The 19,727-nt window shown below is 68.8% G+C and carries 12 protein-coding genes; 6 read left to right on the top strand and 6 right to left on the bottom strand.

The window, feature by feature from the left end:
• Positions 1-3: 3 nt before the first annotated feature.
• Genes CAP_RS28095 through CAP_RS28085 form a run of 3 tightly spaced genes read right to left on the bottom strand, consistent with a single transcriptional unit; the run spans position 4 to position 2,956 of the window.
• Positions 4-1,233 (bottom strand): cytochrome P450, encoded by a 1,230-nt coding sequence (locus CAP_RS28095; protein WP_044246660.1) that lies wholly within the window; start codon positions 1,231-1,233, stop codon positions 4-6.
• Between the two features lie 38 nt (positions 1,234-1,271).
• Positions 1,272-2,699 (bottom strand): NAD(P)/FAD-dependent oxidoreductase, encoded by a 1,428-nt coding sequence (locus CAP_RS28090; RefSeq protein ID WP_197041388.1) that lies wholly within the window; start codon positions 2,697-2,699, stop codon positions 1,272-1,274.
• Positions 2,696-2,956 carry a ferredoxin gene (locus CAP_RS28085; RefSeq protein WP_197041387.1) on the bottom strand — a complete coding sequence of 87 codons (261 nt, stop codon included), beginning with the start codon at positions 2,954-2,956 and terminating at the stop codon, positions 2,696-2,698. Before CAP_RS28085 ends, CAP_RS28090 begins: the two co-directional genes overlap by 4 nt.
• 52 nt (positions 2,957-3,008) lie before the next feature.
• On the opposite strand from CAP_RS28085, the gene CAP_RS50995 reads away from it, so the two are divergent.
• Both CAP_RS50995 and CAP_RS28080 read left to right on the top strand, forming a co-directional pair.
• A complete protein-coding gene (locus tag CAP_RS50995; RefSeq protein WP_156041203.1) occupies positions 3,009-3,176 on the top strand; it encodes a hypothetical protein in 168 nt (55 codons plus the stop codon).
• Positions 3,177-3,381: 205 nt separating this feature from the next.
• A complete protein-coding gene (locus CAP_RS28080; RefSeq protein WP_156041202.1) occupies positions 3,382-4,434 on the top strand; it encodes a class I SAM-dependent methyltransferase in 1,053 nt (350 codons plus the stop codon).
• Between the two features lie 57 nt (positions 4,435-4,491).
• Here the strand turns inward: CAP_RS28080 and CAP_RS28075 are convergent, their stop codons facing one another.
• Positions 4,492-5,052: an XRE family transcriptional regulator gene (locus CAP_RS28075; RefSeq protein ID WP_044246657.1), complete on the bottom strand. Its 561-nt coding sequence runs from the start codon at positions 5,050-5,052 to the stop codon at positions 4,492-4,494.
• A 143-nt stretch (positions 5,053-5,195) separates the two neighbouring features.
• Entirely contained in the window at positions 5,196-5,453 is a 258-nt protein-coding gene (locus tag CAP_RS28070) for a hypothetical protein (RefSeq protein WP_044246655.1), read from the bottom strand.
• A 226-nt stretch (positions 5,454-5,679) separates the two neighbouring features.
• On the opposite strand from CAP_RS28070, the gene CAP_RS28065 reads away from it, so the two are divergent.
• Entirely contained in the window at positions 5,680-6,660 is a 981-nt protein-coding gene (locus tag CAP_RS28065; protein WP_044246653.1) for a histone deacetylase family protein, read from the top strand.
• Complete coding sequence (locus tag CAP_RS28060) at positions 6,647-7,363, top strand: hypothetical protein (protein WP_052376147.1); 717 nt, start codon at positions 6,647-6,649, stop codon at positions 7,361-7,363. The genes CAP_RS28065 and CAP_RS28060 overlap by 14 nt, the downstream gene beginning before the upstream one ends.
• A gap of 25 nt (positions 7,364-7,388) precedes the next feature.
• On the opposite strand, the gene CAP_RS28055 is transcribed toward CAP_RS28060, so the two are convergent.
• Positions 7,389-8,684: an amino acid--tRNA ligase-related protein gene (locus tag CAP_RS28055; RefSeq protein WP_081865331.1), complete on the bottom strand. Its 1,296-nt coding sequence runs from the start codon at positions 8,682-8,684 to the stop codon at positions 7,389-7,391.
• Between the two features lie 443 nt (positions 8,685-9,127).
• Between CAP_RS28055 and CAP_RS28050 the strand changes: the two genes are divergently transcribed.
• Both CAP_RS28050 and CAP_RS28045 read left to right on the top strand, forming a co-directional pair.
• Positions 9,128-14,281 (top strand): non-ribosomal peptide synthetase, encoded by a 5,154-nt coding sequence (locus CAP_RS28050; protein ID WP_052376143.1) that lies wholly within the window; start codon positions 9,128-9,130, stop codon positions 14,279-14,281.
• Positions 14,268-19,697, top strand: coding sequence for an SDR family NAD(P)-dependent oxidoreductase (locus CAP_RS28045; protein WP_044246651.1), 5,430 nt, complete (start codon positions 14,268-14,270; stop codon positions 19,695-19,697). The genes CAP_RS28050 and CAP_RS28045 overlap by 14 nt, the downstream gene beginning before the upstream one ends.
• Positions 19,698-19,727 lie beyond the last annotated feature (30 nt).

The following is a 19,727-nucleotide window of genomic DNA, read 5'->3' as shown; positions in this document are numbered from 1 at the left end:
CGCTCAGTCGGTGAGGCGCTCGAAGTTGACGACGAGGTGGCTCGGGCCACGCAGGGCCGGGTTGAAGCGGTAGGGCGGCGGATCGACGGCGAGCACGGGCCCGTCGAGGCGGCGGATGATCTCCCGCAGGGCGATCTGAGCCTCCACGCGGGCGAGGGGAGCGCCGAAGCAGTAGTGGACGCCGCTGCCGAAGCTCAGGTGCTGGTTGTCCGTGCGGTCGGGGATGAAGCGGTCTGCGTCGGGGAAGCGGAGCGGATCGCGGTTGGCGGCGGCGATCAGCAGGATGATCTCGGCGCCCTTGGGGATGGTGACGCCGGCGACGGAGACGTCCGCGAGCGTCGTCCGGTTCCTGAACTGTACTGGCGGCTCGTAGCGCAGGACCTCCTCGATCGCGGCGGGAACGAGTTCCGGTTCGCGACGGAGGCGCGCGAGCAGATCGGGGTGGCGCAGCAGGGTGAGGACGCCATTGGAGATCAGGTTCACCGTGGTCTCGTGACCCGCGATGAGGAGCAGGATGGCGATGCTCATGAACTCGCCGTCCGTGACCTGCGCGCGCGCTTCGGGGTCGTTGACGAACGCCGAGAGCATGCTGTCGTTGGGGGTCCGGCGGTGGGCCTTGAGCAGCTCGGCCATGTAGACGCGGATCTCGGCGGACGCCTTGAAGATCCGCTGGAGGAAGGCGGGGTCGTTCTGCAGGGACGGGTCGGGATCGAGGCCGCTCGTGAGGATGTCGGACCAGTCGCGGAAGCGCGGTTCGTCTTCGAGCGGCACCCCGAGCAGGTCGCAGATGACCATCACGGGAAGGGGGTAGGAGAGGTCCTGGACGATGTCGATCTCCTGGCGGCCCTGGTGGGCTCCAAGGAGCTTGTCGACGAGCTGGCCGATCCGCGCCGCCATGCCCGAGATCCTCCCCGGGGAGCGTGGCGGGCCGAAGTGCTTCATGGTGAGGCGGCGCATGTGCTCGTGCCGGGGCTCGTCGAGCTGGATGAAGGAGGGCTCCGGCGGCGGCGCGTTGGGGTTCTTGTACATGGGCGGCGGATCGGCGCTGTTGCGCGGGTCGGCGCTGATGCGGGGGTCGTAGAGCAGCGACGAGACCTCGCGGTAGGTGCTGACCACGTACGTGCCGTCACTCTCGCGCGAGACGGGCGTCCTGCGAAGCTCGGCATAGAGGGGATACGGGTTGGCTCGGTTCGAGACCCGGGCGGACTCCTGGAACAAGGTTTCCTGGGGCATGTCGCTTCTCCTTGGGCGTGTTCTTTCGCTCGTGTCCTTCAGCCCGCGTCGCTGGTGAGGGAGGTGCGCGACGCGGCGTGCTCCATGGCCATCGCGGAAGTCGCTGCGTGCTCTGCGCGGGATCGTGTGGGCGCGGCCATGGTGGGGCTGGGCTGCGGCGCCGCAGGGAAGCCAGCCGGCAAGGGCCGCGTGTCCGAGGGGCGATCGGAGGCCTTGAAGTCGATCGGGAGCGGCGCAGAGGCTTCGATCAGGGCCTGGTAGACGGGCAGCATGCGCGCCTGGTTGAAGGTGACGGCGGCGATCAAGCGGCCCCCGAGGCCGTAGGCTGCCACGAAGCGGCGGTCGTCGACGGAGCCCTGGGTGATGAGCACCTGATCCGCGAGGGCGGGGACGCCAGCGGACTTGATGTTGATGCCGAACTGGTGGGACCAGAATGAGGGGAGGTGGGTGTGCGCGCGGTACGCCGCCGGACCATGGACCAGGTTCTGCGCCACCGTCCTGGCCTGCGCGACGGCGTTGCTCCAGTGCTCCACCGAGAGGAGCTCGTCGGGATAGAGCGGGTGAGGCCAGCGGGCGACGTCCCCCGCGACGAAGACCCGCTCCTGGATTTCCCCGCGCTCGTCGATGGCCCGGCAGAAAGCGTCGCAGACCACGCCGCGAGGATCGGCGGCGAGGCCCGAGCCTGCCAGCCACTCGGTGTTGCGGAGGGGGCCGATGGCGACGAGGGCGACGTCGACGTCGAGCGTGTCACCGTCGGAGAGGTGGACACGGCGGAGGCGCCCATCGGCATCGCCTTCCAGGGTGGTGACGGTGGTGTCGCACCGGAGGTCGACGCCATGATCGCGCTGGACTGCGGCGGCGATGGAGCCGACCACCGTCCCGAGCGCGCCGGCGAGGGGCGCGGGGCCGCGCTCGACGACGGTGACCCGGAGGTCGAGCGCACGACAGACGGAGGCGACCTCGGCGCCGATGAAGCCGCCCCCGATGATGAGCACCCGCGGGGAGCCCGCCGCGAGCCGCGCCCGGAGGCGGCTGGCATCGTCGCGGGTGCGCAGGAGGAGGACCCCGTCGAGCGCTGCCTCGGCCGGGTGGAGCCACGGTCGCGCGCGGGCACCGGTGGCGATGATCAGGCGGTCGAAGGGGACGTGCTGTCCATCTGCAAGAAGCACGTGCCCATCGGCGAGGGACAGGCCGACCGCCGGAACGCCACACCGCCAGGATGCCTCGAGGTCGTGGAGGCGCGCGAGCGGTGTGTGCTCCACGGGCAAGCGTCCGGCGAGGACCTGCTTGGACAGCGGGGGGCGGTCGTAGGGCAGGTGCGGCTCGTCGCCGATCAGCGTCAGCGCGCCCGTGAACCCTTCCTGCCGCAGCGCCTCCGCGGTGCGCAACCCTGCGAGCGAGGCGCCGACGATGACCACCCGGCCACGGGTGAAGCGATCCGTCCTGGAGTCGAGGTGTTCGGTCACGGGACGCGCGCCTCCATGTCCTCGGGTTCCTCGGACCATCCGATGCTGATGGCCTGCACCGGGCATGCTCTCGCAGCCAGGATCACCTGCTCGTGTGCAGCCTCGTCGGGGGAGGGGTCGTATTCGAGCACCTCGTCGCCATGCAGCACGAAGGTCGTGGGCGATGCGAAGACGCACTGCGCGAAGACCTCACATCGGCTCAGGTCGACGACCACTTTCATGCGGCGTTTGCGGGCCGCGCTGGTCTCATCGTTCATGGATCCCTCCTCGGCGTCTGGTGCACGACGGCGTGCGCCATCGTGCATGCAGATGGCGCTCCTGACCACGCGCATCGTGGAGAGCATGAAGCACGATCCGTGGGGTATCCCCTCGGCGCTGCGGGGGCGCGACCTCGCATCGGCGTACCTCGGAGTGATCGGGTGGTGGCTGGAGGTGGGAATCAATCCGCCCTCGAAGCAGATGGCAGCGTGGCTCTGAGGCCTGTCGCTGCCGGTGCCCGTGGATGAGGTGGTGCGGCCCGTCTGCGCGGAACGACGAGGCACTGTCGGCTGGAGGTAGTTGCAACGCGGGGAGAAAGTCTGGGAGACACGGTAGGGACGAGCGGGGGAAGCCAGCAGGGAGGGAGCTTCATGGCGCTTCGCAGGGGTTGTCATGTGGCCCGAGCCGACTAGGGTGCCCAGCCATGCGAACGCTGCTGAATGTGCTTGTACCGATGGTGCTCGTCTCCTCTCTCGGGTGTGGCGGCGGCGAGACGCCGCCCCCGGAGACGCCTCCGCCGCCGCCCGCCGCGACGCCTGCGCCGGTGGCGACGCCCGCGCCCGCGGAGACACCTGCACCCATCGATCCGGCCGAGAAGAAGAAGCAGGAAGAGCGGGCGAAGCTCGCCGCAGAGATGGCGTCGATGGAGGAGGCCGCGAAGAAGGAGGCCGCGCGCTTCGACGACGCCCTCAAGGCGCAGGTGAAGACGCTGATGGAGGCGAAGTACATCGACGCGAAGGCGGCTCTCACGGCCGCGATGGCGAGCCCCCACCGGATGCCCGGCAACGCGGCCCGCGATCAGTTCCGTCACCCCGTGGAGACGATGGTGTTCTTCGGCCTGAAGCCGACGATGACGGTGATCGAGTTCGGCGGTGGCGGCGGCTGGTACACGGAGCTGCTCGCGCCGGTGTTCGCCAAGAAGGGCAAGCTGATGGTGACGACCTCCGATTGGAACGGCCCCGAGGATGTGCGCAGCACGCTCTACGGGCGCCGGTTCAAGCGGTTCCTGGACAAGTCGCCCGACCTGACGGGGAAGATCGAGCCCATCGTCATCAAGGACATGAACGCACCCGATCTCGGCCACGAGGGGCAGGTGGACCTGGTGCTGGCCATCCGCGAGATGCACGGGTGGGTGAACAACAAGCGCCTGGAGAAGAACCTCGCGGCGGTGCACAAGGCGCTGAAGAAGGGGGGCGTGTTCGGCGTGGTGGCGCACCGGGCGAAGCCGGACGCAGCGCCCGAGGAGAGCTCGAAGAACGGCTACCTGCCCGAGGCGTGGGTCATCAAGCAGGTGGAGGCTGCTGGCTTCAAGCTCGCCGGCAAGAGCGAAGTGAACGCCAACCCGAAGGACACGAAGGACTACGCGGACGGCGTCTGGGCGCTCCCCCCCTCGCTGGAGGGCGGAGACAAGGACCGTGACAAGTTCGTGGCCATCGGTGAGAGCGACCGGATGACCCTGAAGTTCACGAAGCTCTGATCTCTCGTTCCCGCCAGGAGGGCGCGCTGCACGAGGGGTGGCGCGCCCGGGCTGCTTTCATTCGGAGCCCGCCAGGACCACCACCGAGTAGCCGACGGCCGCCACGCGGCCTGGGTTGTAGTACGAGTGCCGCTCGTCGCCGCGGAAGACGACCACGTCTCCGGGGGTGACGGTCCAGATCTCCCCGGCGACAATGAGCTGGATCTCTCCTGCCTCCACGGTCAGGTATTCGCGGGTGCCGGGGGTGTGGGGGATGCCCACCATGCGGCCACCCGGGGTGAGTTCCATGCGCTCGATGGACATGCCGGGGATGGGATCGGGCAGGAGCTTGCGGACCGTGGCCTCGCCAGGAGTACGGACGGGGAGGCTGCCGCGCGCGTAGAAGCGGGCCGTGGCGCGAGGGGCCGACAGGAGTTCCTCGATGGAGACCTGGAGGACCGTTGCCGCGCGGTCGAGGACGGCCAGGGTAGGGTTGGCCTCACCGGACTCAAGGTGCGCCCAGGTGGCGCGCGGCAAGCCTGCCAGCTTGGCGATCTGCTGCTGCGTCAGACCTCGCGCCTCGCGGAGCTGCTTCGCGTTCCTCGCCAGCCGGCCGGAAAGGTCCCCGTTCGCTTCCATGCTGGCGCGTTAGCATGACTGCGCCCGCTCCAGGATCCCGGACATCTCCTCGGACGCTGCCCTCACAGGTTCAGCGGGAGCTGCGCGCGAAAAAGAGGGTCAGGGAACGCCGTACATCGTGCGCCGCACCGGGTCGAAAGCCGTCAGGAGTCGGCGGGGGGACGCTGTTCGGCGGCGCCCTCGGTGTCCTCATCGCCGAACCCTGGGCGCGTGGGCCGCTCGTGGAAGGCCTCATCCTCGTCGTCCTCGGGTTCCTCCGGAGGGCTCGGCGGATCGAGTCCAGGGCCCTGGCCCACCTGGCTCGAAGGCGTCGTGCTGGGTTGTCCCGTCGGAGTGGGCGTCGAGGGGCCCCCTCCTTGCGTGCCCGCCTGCGCGGCGGGAGTGTGGTCGTCTTCGCTCATGGCACCTCCGGGGAGCATGGTCCCCACAGAGGCGACAGGCTAGCACCGCGCACTCCGTTGCAGGGACCCGTCGGCTTTGAACCCAGGTCTCTGGCGAGGCAGCCTCGCGGCCCAGGGGGGTAGCGATCCGCGGACGCGCGAGGGCTGAAAATACCCCGATCCAGGGTACGCGGGACTGGCGCGGATCGTCTTGCCACGGCATGGTGCGCGGGTACCCGGAGGTCGGTTGCATACCCTGCTCGTCTCCTCATCGAGGCTCCTGGAGCACGACCCGGGTCCGGAGCACCCGGAGAGTCCCTCGCGTCTGAGAAGCGTCCTCGCGGCGCTCACGAACCTGCCGGAAGGGGCAGTGCTGCGCGATCCAGGCAGGATGGCCACCGCGGAGGAACTGGGTCGGGTCCACACAGGGGCGTACCTGGAGGCGGTGCTGGGACAGCGGGGGAGGGCCTGCGCGCTCGATGAGGAGACGATCCTGTCCGAAGGGTCGGTGGAGGCAGCGCTCCTCGCAGCGGGAGCGTGCCTCGCGCTGGTGGATGCACTGTGCGACGGGTCCGCGCGGAATGGCTTTGCCCTGGTGAGACCGCCTGGGCACCACGCGACGGCGGCGCGGGCGATGGGGTATTGCATCTTCAACAATGTCGCCGCCGCGGCAGCGCACGCGATTGTGCGGGGCGTGAAGCGGGTCCTCGTGGTCGACTGGGACGTGCACCATGGCAATGGGACTCAGGAGATCTTCGAGGCGCGGGACGACGTGCTGTTCTTCTCCGTGCATCAGGAGCGGCTGTTCCCCGGAGGAGGCGGCGTCGATGAAAGAGGGACCGGGCCTGGCGCCGGGCTCACGCGGAACGTGCCTCTCGCGCCCGGTGCAGATGACGAGGTGTACGCGGCGGTGCTGACGCGGGAACTCGCGCCCCTCGTCGCAGGGTTCGAGCCCGAGATGGTGCTGGTCTCGGCGGGGTTCGACGCGCATGCCGACGACCCCATGTCCGAGCAGCAGGTGAGCACCGCAGGATTCGCGGCGCTGTGCGACACGGTATGTGCGCTGGCCCAGCGATCGGCAGGAGGGCGGGTGGGGCTCGTGCTGGAGGGAGGGTACGATCTGGCCTCGCTCGGCGCGAGTGTGCGGGCATGCGTCGAGGTGCTCTGTCGACGGTCGCGAGAGGGGCAGGGGACGCGTACGGTGACGGCGAGCCATGCGCACGAGTGATTGCGACCTGCTGGCTGCAGTCCCCGACCTCACCGGGATTGCCGAGTCGACGGCGTGGTTCGAGGAGAAGCGGGAGACGCTGCGCTCCTTCGTTGCGTCGCCCACGGTGCTCGCCTCGTTCAAGCCGATGCAGGTGCGCGACGTCCTCGGCGCGCCGGCAGCTCCCTTCGGCCGCTACACGGACGCGGCGTGGAGGAAGACTGTGCTCGCGGTGCTGCTGGCGGACTGGGCTTGCTACGCGATGCCCGGCGACCAGGTGAGCTTTGCGAGGTTGGTGCAGGTTCTGGAGGTGTTCCCGGCTGGGTTCAGGCTGTGGTGGGCGGAAGTGCCCGGCGCTGGCTGGCTTCCGGTGGGATACACGGGCTGGTTTCCCATCCAGGAGGTCACGTTCGAGACCCTGGTGTCGCGCGCCGGAGAGCTGAGGGACCGAACGCTGACCGTGTTGCCCGTCGTGGATCCGGAGGGGAGCTTCGTGTACCTGTTCAACTACAGCATCGTGGAGCCGCTCCGGAAGACACCCTGCGCGAGGCGGCTGCTGCGGGCCCTGGCGGAGGATCTGGAGCACATCTCGCTGCGGGGTCTCGCGGCAATCACCGTCTCCGAGGACGGGATCCGGGTGGCAGAGCGCTTCGGGATGGGGCGGTCAGGGGTGATCTGGGTCGCGGGGGCGCCCGACCAGGTGTTCACCCGGCGGATGCGCTGACATCACCCGGCCAGGGTCGGGGGGGTCAAAGTTCATCCCAGGACAGGGGGAGGATATTGCGGATGTTCTCCTGGCCCGTGAGGAGCATGACGAGGCGGTCGACGCCGAGGGCCATGCCTGCGCCTGGCGGAATCCCCTGCCGGAGCGCCGCCAGGTAACGCGTATCGAGTTCCACGGTGGGGAGGCCCTCCTCGGCGCGTCGTGCGAGCTCGCGGGTGAACAGGGCCTCCTGCAGCGCAGGGTCGCGGAGCGAAGGGAACCCGTCGGAGATCTCGATGCCGGCGATGAACAGCTCGCTGCGTTCGGCGAGGGCAGGGGAGCCGGGGGCGAGGGCGGCCGAGGTGGTCATGAACGCTGGCCATTCACGCAGGAAGACCGGGAGATCGTGGCCGAGGTGAGGGGTGAGCTGGTCGAGGAGCAGGGTGATCACTGCGTGAGGATCTCCGCGGAAACGCTCTTCGATGCCGAGGTCGGGCCTCGCGGCGGCGGCCCGGAGGCTCTCGGTGGAGAAGGTCGCGTCGAGCGCGACGTCGAGGTGACGGGCGAGGGCATCGCGCACGGTGAGCCGCTCCCAGCGGGCGCCCGAGAGCTGGACCTGGCGGCCTCGGTAGCGAATGTGCTGGGCGCCGGGGCTGAGGCTGTCGAGCGCGTGAGAGACGAGGGCTTCCGCGTCGTCCTCGATGGCGTCGAGCGTGTCGAAAGCGCGCGCCCACTCGAGCATGGTGAACTCGGGGTTGTGCATCGCGCCGGAGTCTCCGCCGCGGAAGTTCTGGGTGAGGGTGAAGACCTTCTCGAAGCCGCCCACGATCATGCGCTTGATCTGGTATTCGGTCGAGGTGGTGAGATATCCGTCGCCAGCCTGGATGGGACTGAGGTGAATGTCGGGGCAGGTACCGCGAACGAGCAGCGGCGTCTGGGCTTCGAGGAAGCCCTGGTCATAAAAGTAACCGCGCACCGCACGGAGGATGGTCTGGCGCTGCCAGAGCAGCTCCATGCGGGACGGGGTCTTGCCTGGGCGCAGCCAGCGGAGGGCGTCGCCCTCCGGATCCCACGCCCCCTCCGCGGGACCGCCGAGGCACATGAGGCGAGGAGAATCGTGGTGTGCGGTGGAATCCGGAGAGCCCGGTGAGGGTGGGAGGTCCACCACCGCGAGGTCACCGGGGGCGAGCGAAGGGGCTTCCGGCAGCCCGCAGAGTGTGCGTGTCTCCCCGGCGACGAGCATGGTGATGGTGCGGCGGCCTCCGGCCTCCAGGGAAACCTCCAGGACGCGGCCGTGGATTGGTCGAGGGAGGGCGCGTCGAGGCTCACTTTGCGTACGCATGGGCTCCGTTCATATCACCGGAGCGTCTGGTCGCTCCTGTGGCGCTCCTGTGGCGCTCCTGTGGGCGCTTCTGCGGGCGCTCCTGTAGGCGACTACCCAGGAAAAACCGCATGTCTCACTTGACGGACGTTCCATGTCTGTGTGTAATCAGATGCGCTCCAAACACCTGGGGTGTATTCCAGGCCGCTGACCCGGAGCGGGTTCAATGGTGGCATCATGCGAAAGCCGGGGGATTCAACCTGGCGGCCGCCGGAGTCTGGTGCTCACCCTGCCCATGCTGATTCCGCGCATGTCGCTCATGCTGCCGGCTGTCAGCCGGGTAACCGTGCCTTGCGGCATCTCCACGAGTCCCCTGAACCGGCGCGAGGGCACCTCGTGATCGGGCCAGGGTTCTTGCGGCGGCGGTGCCTCGACGTGAACCTTTTCTGCAGACCGTGCACCGTATGACCTCTACCCACTCCAGCGACGCGGACGCCTGCGTCCACCAGTTGTTCGAGCGTCAAGCCGCGCGTCTCCCCGACGCCGTGGCCATCACCTTCGGCACGGCGCATCTGACGTACGGTGAGCTGAATCGCCAGGCGAATCGCCTGGCCCACCGCCTGAAGGAGATGGGGGTGGGCACCGAGGTGCTTGTCGGGCTCTGTGTGGAGCGGTCGATCGAGGCGCTCGTCGGGCTGATCGCCGTGCTCAAGGCAGGGGGGGCGTACGTCCCGATCGACCCGGCCTATCCCCCGGACAGGGTGGCCTTCATGCTGGAGGACGCTGCGGTACCGGTGCTGCTCACGCAGGCGCGGCTCGCGGCGTCGCTCCCGCCTCACGGCGCGAAGGTGGTGCTGCTCGACGAGGCGTGCGCAGCGATTGCGAGCCCGGAAGACGACGGGTTGCCGGACCTTGCGACAGATCCCGATCGGCTTGCCTACGTCATCTACACGTCGGGCTCCACCGGGCGGCCCAAGGGGGCGCAGCTGACCCACCGGGGAGTCGTGAACCTGGCGCTGGCGCAGCAGGCGGTCTTCCGTGAGGTAGGGCCCGGCAGCCGGGTGCTCCAGTTTGCGTCGCTCAGCTTCGATGCGTCCGTCTGGGAGATCCTGCTGGCGCTCACCACGGGGGCGACCCTGGTCATGGGATCACGCGCCGCGATGATGCCAGGCCCGGCGCTCGTCGAGTTCCTGCGCACGGAAGCGATATCGTCCGCCGTATTCATGGCCAGTGCATTGTCGGCACTCCCGGAGGGCGCGGAGGACATGCTTCCTGCGCTTCATACGCTGGTCGTGAGCGGGGAAGCCTGCCGCGCCGATCTGGCCGCGCGCTGGTCCCGGGGCCGTCGCTTCTTCAATGTCTATGGCCCGACCGAGGCGTCTTGCGTCACCACGATGGCCGAGTGCGTCGCCGCCGCCGCCGCTCCGCCCATCGGCGGGCCCATCCCCCGCACGACGTGCGTGGTGCTCGACGCTGCATTGCGCATGGTCCCCGACGGTGAGCCCGGAGAGCTGTACATCGGAGGCGTGGGCATTGCGCGTGGTTATCTTCGCCGGCCAGCGCTCACAGCGTCACGGTTCATCCCGGATCTCTTCGGGGGTGAGCCCGGCGCTCGGCTTTACCGCACGGGAGATCTGGTGCGGAGGCTCCCGGATGGAGCGCTGACGTTCCTGGGTCGCGTCGACAGCCAGGTGAAGATCCGGGGGTTCCGCGTCGAGCTCGAGGAGATCGAGGCCGTGATCGCGCGGCACCCCGCGGTGCGCGCGGCGGCGGTCGTGGTGCGCTCGACGGGTGCTTACCAGGACCGGCTCGTGGCCTACATCGTCGCGCGGACCGGCGAGGGCGTTGCTGGCGCATCGGGCGCAGGATCGGTCGCAGAGAAGGGGAGGCCCCAGCGCCCCACCGGCTCCTCGCACGCGCTCAGCAGGACCTTGAGGGAGTCCCTGAGAGCATCGCTGCCGGAGCCGATGATCCCTTCGGCGTTCGTGGTGCTCGACGCCCTGCCGCTGACGGCGGGTGGGAAGCTGGACCGCGCGGCGCTCCCGGACGTCGGGCCGGAGCGCCCGACGGGCGGGGAAGACCTCGGGCTCCCGCGGAACGAGGTGGAGGCGACCATCGCGGCGATCTGGGCCGAGGTGCTGGGGATCGAGCGGGTCGGCATGGACGAGGATCTGTTCGAGCTGGGGGCGCACTCGCTGCTGGTCGCGCGGGTCCTCTCCAGGTTGCGCAGCGCTTTCAGCACCGAGATCCCGCTGCACAGCATGTTCGCGTCGCGCACGGTGAGCAGCCTCGCCCGCAGCGTGCAGGAGCAACGCGGCGGCGCCTCCAGGGCAGCCCCTGTGTTCATCCCGAGGACGCGCCGCGACGGCCCGCTCCCACTCTCGCATGGACAGCGGCAGATCTGGGTCCACGCCGGAATGACCGAAGGGGCCAGGTTCTACAACGAGCCCTTCTCGATCAGGCTCCCAGGCGCCCTCGACGTGCCGGCGTTCCGCCGGGCGCTCGACGAGATGGTCCGACGTCACGAAATCTGGAGGACCACCTTCACCAAGGTGAGCGGCGAGCCGGTGCAACGGATCGGCGCGCCAGCGCCGATGGACCTGACGTTGGTGGACCTGAGGCAGCTCCCCGAGGAGACGCGCTGGGCGCGGGCGCTTGCGCTCGCCACCGACGAGGCGCGCGCTCCCTTCGATCTGGAGCAGGGGCCGCTGCTCAGGGCGACTCTGGTCCGGCTGGGGGAGGCGGACCAGGTGCTGTTCATGACGGCCCATCACATCGTGATGGACGGGGTCTCCCTCTTCGAGGTGCTCCCGGGCGAGCTGCGGGCGCTCTACCAGGCCTTCGCCAGGGGCGAGCCCTCGCCGCTCCCAGAGCTACCGATCCAGTATGCCGACGTGGCGCTCTGGCAGCGGGAACAGCAGGCCGGAGGAGCCCTGGCGTCGAAGGTCGATTACTGGAAAAAGCAGCTTGCCGGGCTGCCTACCATGGAGTTGCCGTTCGACCGGCCGCGCCCCGTGGCACCGTCCCACCGGGGGGCACGCCAGTGCGTCGCGCTATCACGGGAGCTGAGCCTGCGGGTGAAGACGCTGGCGCGGGAGCAGGGCGTCACAGTGTTCGTGGTCCTGCTTGCCGCCTTCAAGGCGCTGCTGTTCCGGCATGTGCGGCAGGACGAGATCGTGGTGGGCACGTTCTCGTCGAACCGCGACCGTCCAGAAACCGAGGGGCTGCTCGGGTTCTTCCTGAACACCCTCGTGCTCCGCACGGATCTGCGGGGCGATCCGACGTTCGGCGAGCTTGTTCGCCGGGTGCGCGACGTGAGCCTGGAGGCGCTGACGCATCAGGACGTGCCGTTCTCCCGGCTCGTCGAGGTGCTCCAACCTGCGCGTGTGCCGGGCAGGAACCCCCTGTTTCAAGCTGCGTTCGTGCTGGAGCCCCCCGCGCCGTCCTCCGACGACGGCTGGTCGATGAGCCAGCTCGATGTGGACACTGGCGCGTCCAAGTTCGATCTGACCCTGGAGCTCGACGAACGCGAGGAGGGGATCATCGGGCGCGTCGAGTACAGCACCGACCTGTTTGACGCGGAGACCATCGCGCGCATGGTGGGCCATTACGAGACCCTCCTCGACGGAGCCACGCGCGACGCGGCCTGTCGCGTCGCCGAGCTTCCCCTGCTCACACCCGCGGAGCAGCGGATGCTCGATGCGTGGAGCACGGCGCTCCCGGGCCCGGGTCACGACGTCTGCGTGCACCGCCTGTTCGAGGAGCAGGTGGAGCGCTCTCCCGAGGCGATCGCGGTGATGCTCGACAACGGTGGCTCGGGCGTGGAGTCCATCACCTACCGTGAGCTCAACCGCAGGGCCAACCAGCTCGCCCACCGCCTGGTGCGCCTCGGCGTTTCGCGGGAGGACCGGGTGGCGGTCTGCATGTACCGCTCCGTGGAGATGGTCGTCGCGCTGCTCGCGGTGCTCAAGGCGGGTCTCGTCTACGTGCCCCTCGATCCGGCGTATCCCACGGAGCGCATCGCGTTCATGCTGGACCAGGCCCGCGCCGGGATCCTGCTGACCCAGGCGCGTATCGGGGACATTTTGCCGGGCCGCCTTCGGGTCCTGTGCCTCGACACCGACTGGGACGACATCGGACAGGAGAGCGGTGACGATCTGGAGGTGGCCGCGTCACCGGACCAGCTCGCTTACGTGATCTACACCTCGGGATCCACGGGGAGGCCCAAGGGGGTGGCCGTGCCTCACGAGGCCATCGCCAGGCTGGTCAAGGGTACGAACTACGCACATTTCGGACCCGAAGAGGTGTTCCTCCAGTTCGCGCCGGTGTCCTTCGACGCAGCGACCTTCGAGATCTGGGCGCCACTCCTCAATGGCGGTCGGCTGGTGGTCATGCCGCCGACGACGCCTGCCATCGACGAGCTGCTGCGCGTGATCCGCGAGCACGGCGTGACGACGGTGTTCTTCACGACGGGGCTGTTCCACGTTCTGGTGGAGGAGCGCCTCCAGGACATGCGCGCGCTGCGCCAGATTCTGGCGGGTGGGGACGTCATGTCGCCCCAGCACATCAGCCGGGTGGTCAACGAGCTCCCCGGCTGCCGGATGGTTCACGTGTACGGGCCCACGGAGACCACCACGTTCGCCTGCAGCTACCACGTGACGAGCGCGGTGCGGGACATCGTTCCCATCGGCCACCCCATCCCGGGGACACGGATGCACGTGCTGGACGAGCAGATGCGCATCGTCCCGGCGGGGGGCCGTGGAGAGCTCTACATCGGCGGAGAGGGGCTCGCGCGTGGCTACTGGGGCCGCCCCGATCTCACCGCCGAGCGGTTCGTCCCGGATCCGACGGGCCTCGAAAAAGGGGGGAGGCTGTACCGCACGGGAGACAAGGTGCGACTCACGTCCGACGGGAAGATCGAGTTCCACGGCCGGATCGACCATCAGGTGAAGGTGCGCGGCTTCCGGATCGAGCTCGGCGAGATCGAGACGGTACTGTCAGCCCATCCAGGGGTGCGCGATGCAGTGGTCGCAGCGCGCCCCGATCACTCCGGTGAAAAGCGCCTCGTGGCCTACGTGGTCCCTCACCCCGACGCCGCCACGTCGGGGAGCATGGAGCGGTCGATCCTCGACTACCTGCAGCCCCGGTTGCCGGACTACATGCTCCCCTCGGCGATCGTGGTGCTCGACGCGCTGCCGCTCACGCCGAGCCACAAGGTGAATCGCAGCGCGCTACCTGCCCCGGAGGAATATCGCCCGGCCGACAAACCCGTGGTCGCCCCCCGGAGCCAGCTCGAAGAGCAGCTCGCCGCGCTCTGGAAGGACGTGCTCGGCCTGAAGCACGTGGGCGTTCATGACAATTTCTTCGACCTGGGGGGGCACTCGCTGATCCTGATGCGCCTGCACGAACGGATCCGGGAGACCCTGAGCGTCAGCCTGTCCATCGTCGACATCTTCGCGCGGCCCACGATCGGTGAGCTCGCGACGTTCCTCGCGAGCGGCGATGGGGGGGGGAATTTCGCCGAGGCGGATGCGCGGGCCCGCAAGCAGCGAGAGATTCTGAAACGGAAGAAGCTAACCGCAGCCCAGGCCAAGAGCAAACCGCATGGATCCGCTTGATCAGCCCGTCCCCGAAGATCGGATCGCCATCATCGGAATGGCCGGAAGGTTCCCGGGAGCGAAGAACGTCGACCAGTTCTGGAGGAACGTGCGCGACGGCGTGGAATCGATCGTTCAGCTCACCTCCAAGGATCTCGCTGCGGCGGGGGTGCCTCCCGAGATAGCCACCGATCCGAGCTACGTCCGCGCCAGGGCGGTCCTCGACGATGTGGAGTGGTTCGACGCCGCTTTCTTCGGCATGACCCCGCGCGAGGCCGAGATGCTGGATCCCCAGCACCGCTTCTTCCTGGAGTGCGCCTGGGAGGCGCTCGAGCACGCGGGCTACAACTCCGAGGCCTTCAAAGGCGCGATCGGCGTCTACGCGGGGGCATCGGGGTTCAACACGTACTTCCTGAACAACCTCTACCCGAACCAGGAACTCCGCAAGGCGATGGAGTACCCGATGTACATCGCCAACGAGAAAGACTTCCTGGCCACGCGGACCTCGTACAAGCTCAACCTCCGCGGTCCGAGCGTCACGCTGCAGACGGGTTGCTCCACCTCGCTCGTGGCCGTTCACATGGCCTGCCAGGCCTTGCTCACCTACCAGTGCGACATCGCGCTGGCGGGCGGCGTGGCCATCAACGTCCCGGCACGCTCCGGGTATCTCTACCGCCACGGGATGATCCTCTCTCCGGACGGGCGCTGCAGGGCGTTCGACGCCGAGGCGCAGGGGACGGTGGTGGGCAATGGCGCCGGCGTGGTCCTGCTACGGAGGCTCGAGGATGCCCTCGACAGCGGAGATCACATCGAGGCCGTGATCCGTGGCTCCGCCGTCAACAACGACGGCTCGGCGAAGATCGGGTTCACCGCGCCCGGCGTGGAGGGGCAGGCGCAAGCGATCGCGCAGGCACTGGCCATGGCGGAGACGGATCCCGAGACCGTCACCTACGTCGAGGCCCACGGGACGGGGACGCGGCTCGGGGATCCCATCGAGATCGCCGCGCTCACCAGGGCATTCCGGGCGCGCTCTCAGACCCAGCGCAAGAACTGGTGCGCGATCACCTCGGCGAAGCCGAACATCGGCCACCTCGACGCGGCCGCGGGGATCGCCGGCCTGATCAAGGCGATCCAGGCGCTCCGTCACCGCCAGATCCCCCCCAGCTTGCATTTCCGGACGCCGAACCCGGAGATCGATTTCTCGAACAGTCCGTTTCACGTGAACACCGAGCTGACGGCCTGGGAATCGGACGATGGTCCTCGTCGCGCCGGCGTCAGCTCTTTCGGCATCGGGGGTACCAACGCCCACGTGGTGCTGGAGGAGGCACCGCACGCAGCCGCAGCGCCTGGGGGACGGCCGTGGCAGCTCCTCCTGCTCTCCGCGCGCACGAGGACGGCGCTCGATAGCGTCTCCGAGAACCTGGTGACCTACCTGAAGGAGCACCCGGAGATCAGCCTGCCCGACGTGACGTTCACGCTGCAGGTGGGTCGGAAGGCATTCCCGCACCGCCGCATGCTGATCTGCAAGGACGGTGAAGAGGCGGCCACCCTCCTTTCCACGCTGGGAGATCGCCGCGTGCTGACCCAGATGGAGGAAGCCATCGACCGCCCGGTGGTCTTCATGTTCTCGGGGCAGGGGACCCAGTACGTGGGCATGGCCCAGGAACTCTACGAGCGGGAGCCGACCTTCCGCGCGGGTGTCGATCTCTGTGCCGCGATGCTCCAGCCGGAGATCGGGCTCGATCTCCGGGAAGTCCTCTACCCACCGCCTTCGCGCGAGGCGTGGGCTGCGGAGCTGCTGAAGCAGACCCGACTGGCCCAGCCAGCGCTCTTCGTGATCGAGTATGCCCTCGCGACGCTCTGGATGGAGTGGGGGGTCAAGCCGGCGGCCATGATCGGCCACAGCCTCGGCGAGTACGTCGCCGCCTGCCTGGCCGGGGTCTTCCCGCTGCAGGACGCTCTCACCATCGTCGCCAAGCGAGGGCAGCTCATGCAGGAGATGCCCGCCGGGGGCATGCTCTCCGTTCCGCTTCCGGAGGCCGAGCTACAGCCGTACCTCGGCGGCGAGCTCTCGCTGGCCGCGGTCAACGGTCCGTCGTCGTGTGTGGTCGCGGGGCCCCTGGAGGCGCTGCAGGATCTCGACGACCGCTTGCTCGCCGAGCGCGACGTGGAGTCGCAGCGACTGCAGACGTCGCACGCGTTCCATTCGTCGATGATGGAACCCATCATTCCTCAGTTCACCGCGGCAGTTCGCCGCGCCCGCAGGGGGCCTCCGAAGATCCCGATCGCCTCGAACCTCTCCGGAGCCTGGTTGTCGGCGTCCGAGGCGCAGAGCCCCGAGTACTGGGCGCGACACCTGCGCGAGCCAGTGCGATTCCTCGCGGGCCTCGGCGAGGTGCTCGCCGATCCCGCGCGTGCGCTGCTCGAAGTGGGGCCGGGACGCGTCCTCGCCACGCTTGCCAGACAGCACCCGAGCCGCGGTACGGGTCGGGTCGTGCTGTCGTCGATCCGGCACCCGCAACACCGCCAGTCCGACGCCGGTTTCCTCATGGAGACGCTGGGGCAGCTCTGGCTCTCCGGGATCCGCATCGACTGGTCAGGGTTCTACACCCACGAGCCGCGCCGGCGGGTCTCGCTCCCCACGTATCCCTTCGAGCGCAGCCGGTTCTGGATCGATCCGCCGCCGCCCGTCAGCGCCGGGCCGATCCGTGCGCCGGCGCGTCCAGCGCCAGCGCCGGTGGGGACACTCCAGCTACCCACCTGGAAACGCTCGGTGCTCTCTGGCTCCGTGAAGCCCTCGGCGCGGCCCCGAGGAGGGCGCTGCTGCCTGCTGTATGCAGACAGCCATGGGCTCGGAGCGCGGGTGGAGATCCGGCTCCGCCGCGACGGCTACGAGGTCATCACCGTGAGGCCCGGGGCGGGCTTCGCCGTGGATGGGGCGAGCGCCTTCGTCGTCGATCCTGCGAGCGCATCCGATCACGCCTCCGTGTTCGGCGCGCTCCGGGCGATGAACCGCGTCCCTTCGATGATCCTGTTCCTCTGGGGGGTCGCGCCACCCGTGCGCGCCCCGCTCGACGCCAGCCGCCTCGAGGCGGCCCAGATCCTCGGGTTCCACAGCCTGGTGGCGCTCGCGCAGGCGGTGGGTGCCTCGGGGCTGCGCGAGGAGGTGCGCCTCGGCGTGGTGACGAGCAACATGCAGAAGGTCACCGAGACTGCCGTGCTCTGCCCCGAGAAATGCACGGTGCTCGGCCCGTGCCGATCGATCCCGCGCGAATACCCGAACGTCTCGACGATCTGCATCGACGTCGATCTGCCGGAGCCGCGCACCCTGCAGGAAGGGCGGCTCATCGATCAGATCCTCGCTGAAGTGAATCTCGAACGAACCGAGTCGGTCATTGCGTATCGCAATGGAGAGCGCTGGATCCGCACCATCGAGCCGGCCCGCATGGATCGCCCCGAGGGGTTGCCCCCCCGCATCCGGGAGGGAGGGGTCTATGTCATCCTCGGTGGCCTGGGTCTCCTGGGCTCGACGCTCGCAGAGCACTTCGCGCGGGTCGCGCGCGCAAAGCTGGTGCTCACGAGCCGCACTGTGCTCCCCCCCCGAGAGACGTGGGGGACGCTCCTGGCCAGCACGAGCCCCGAAGGGGAGCCGTTGCGGCGCAGGCTCCGGTCGATCCTCCACATGGAGAAGCTGGGGGGCGAGGTCCTTCTCCTCAAGGCGGACGTCACGCAGCCCGAAGAGATGCGGGCTGCCATCGCCGAAGCACGCCAGCGCTTCGGTCGCATCGACGGGGTGATCCACGCGGCAGGGATCACCCGCACGGACACGATCCAGGCGACGACGCGGGAGTCGGCGGACGCCGTCCTTGGACCCAAGCTCCAGGGCGCCCTGGTCCTCGACGACGCCCTCCGGGGGTTCCGGCCCGATTTCATCATCCTGTGCGCTTCACGCGAGGCCAACCTGGGCGGTGCCCGCCTGGCGACCCAGAGCGCTGCGAGCATGTTCCTCGACGCCTTTGCGCAGCGGCCGGCAGCCGTGGATGGCCCGCTCACCATCGCCATCGACTGGGATCCCTGGCAATTCTCGGAGGGGCCCCGGGTGGAGGAGCGCGAGGAGGCGGATTCGACCAGATCGGGAGCCTTCGCGGCGTCGCTCACCCGCGAGGATGCGCTGGACGCCTTGATGCGGATCCTGACCAACCCGGTCCCTCAGGTCATCGTCGCCAGGCGCGAGGAGCAGGCAGCTCCCCGCCAGGCCCCTGGCTCGATCGCGCCGCCCTCGAAGGAGGTCGAGTCGGACAGCATTCCGCGCTCGGTTCACCCGCGGCCCGATCTGGGAACTGCCTACGTGGCCCCCCGGGATCCGCTGGAGCGGGCCATCGCGGAGACCTGGGAGAAACTCTTCGGCATCGACCGTATCGGCGTCCATGACGACTTCTTCGCCCTCGGCGGCGATTCACTCCTCGCGGTGCAGGTCATTTCCAGGCTGCGTGGTGTCGTCAACATGGATCTGCCCGGTCACAGCTTGCTCAACGCGCGCACCGTGGCAGCGCTGGCCGAGCTGATTGCGCAGTCCGATTCTCCTTCGTCCACCTCGGTGTCGAGACGTCGCCCGGCGCGCACGCTCCCAGGCTCCCTGGTGCTCATCAAGCCGGGAACGGAGCGGCCCCTGTTCCTCATGCACCCGGTCGGGGGGCACGTCTACTTCTATCACGACATGGCGATGTGCCTCGATCCTGCGCAGCCTGTCTATGGCCTGCAGGCGCAAGGCATGGATGGCAAGGAACCACCGCTCGCCCGCATCGAGGAGATGGCGGCGCGCTATCTGGAGGCCGTGAAGCAGATCCAGCCGGAAGGCCCCTACTTGCTCGGCGGGGCCTCCTTCGGCGGCATCGTCGCTTTCGAGATGGCGCATCAGCTCATCTCCGGGGGCCAGCGCGTGGCGCTTCTCACCATGATGGACACGCCATCGCCAGCGGCGGTGTTTCCCCAGCATCACCTCGACAGCACGGAGCGCCTGGCCTACCTGATCAGCGGCGATGCGGGGCTCAACGCAATCACGGAGGACGTCCGGCACCTCTCTGCGGACGAGCAGCTCCTCAACATTCTCCGCGGCAAAAAGGGTGTCTCCCGCATGTTCCCCAACCTGGCGCTCCCCGAACTCGCGAGCTTCCGCAAGATCGTCACCGCCAACCTGCAGGCTGCCCTGAGCTACGTGCCCCGCAGCTATCCCGGTCAGATCCTCTTCTTCCAGGCCCGCGAGCGCGACGCCCTGAGCGTGGCCAACCCGTCTCATGGCTGGATCGACCTCGCCCTCGGGGGCCTCGTGCTGCACGACGTGCCCGGGAACCACATCACCATGAACCTGCCACCCAACGTGCCTGTCCTCGCCGAGCACCTGCGTCGAGCACTCGCTTCGTCGCAGGCTCAGGAATGAGCTGAGGGGCCGCGCGTTCCGCCGGCTGGT

The organism is Chondromyces apiculatus DSM 436, from assembly GCF_000601485.1.
GTDB classification, from domain to species: Bacteria; Myxococcota_A; Polyangia; order Polyangiales; family Polyangiaceae; genus Chondromyces; species Chondromyces apiculatus.
Note: the sequence above shows the minus strand (reverse complement) of the source record. Positions and strands in the feature narration are given on the sequence as shown.

What these genes read in the sequence shown, in the direction of transcription:
- CAP_RS28095 (WP_044246660.1), bottom strand. Translation starts at nt 1,233, where the DNA reads ATGCCCCAGGAAACCTTGTTCCAGGAGTCCGCCCGGGTCTCGAACCGA.
- CAP_RS28085 (WP_197041387.1), bottom strand. Translation starts at nt 2,956, where the DNA reads ATGAACGATGAGACCAGCGCGGCCCGCAAACGCCGCATGAAAGTGGTC.
- CAP_RS50995 (WP_156041203.1), top strand. Translation starts at nt 3,009, where the DNA reads ATGGCGCTCCTGACCACGCGCATCGTGGAGAGCATGAAGCACGATCCG.
- CAP_RS28080 (WP_156041202.1), top strand. Translation starts at nt 3,382, where the DNA reads ATGCGAACGCTGCTGAATGTGCTTGTACCGATGGTGCTCGTCTCCTCT.
- CAP_RS28075 (WP_044246657.1), bottom strand. Translation starts at nt 5,052, where the DNA reads ATGGAAGCGAACGGGGACCTTTCCGGCCGGCTGGCGAGGAACGCGAAG.
- CAP_RS28070 (WP_044246655.1), bottom strand. Translation starts at nt 5,453, where the DNA reads ATGAGCGAAGACGACCACACTCCCGCCGCGCAGGCGGGCACGCAAGGA.
- CAP_RS28060 (WP_052376147.1), top strand. Translation starts at nt 6,647, where the DNA reads ATGCGCACGAGTGATTGCGACCTGCTGGCTGCAGTCCCCGACCTCACC.
- CAP_RS28055 (WP_081865331.1), bottom strand. Translation starts at nt 8,684, where the DNA reads ATGCGTACGCAAAGTGAGCCTCGACGCGCCCTCCCTCGACCAATCCAC.
- CAP_RS28050 (WP_052376143.1), top strand. Translation starts at nt 9,128, where the DNA reads ATGACCTCTACCCACTCCAGCGACGCGGACGCCTGCGTCCACCAGTTG.
- CAP_RS28045 (WP_044246651.1), top strand. Translation starts at nt 14,268, where the DNA reads ATGGATCCGCTTGATCAGCCCGTCCCCGAAGATCGGATCGCCATCATC.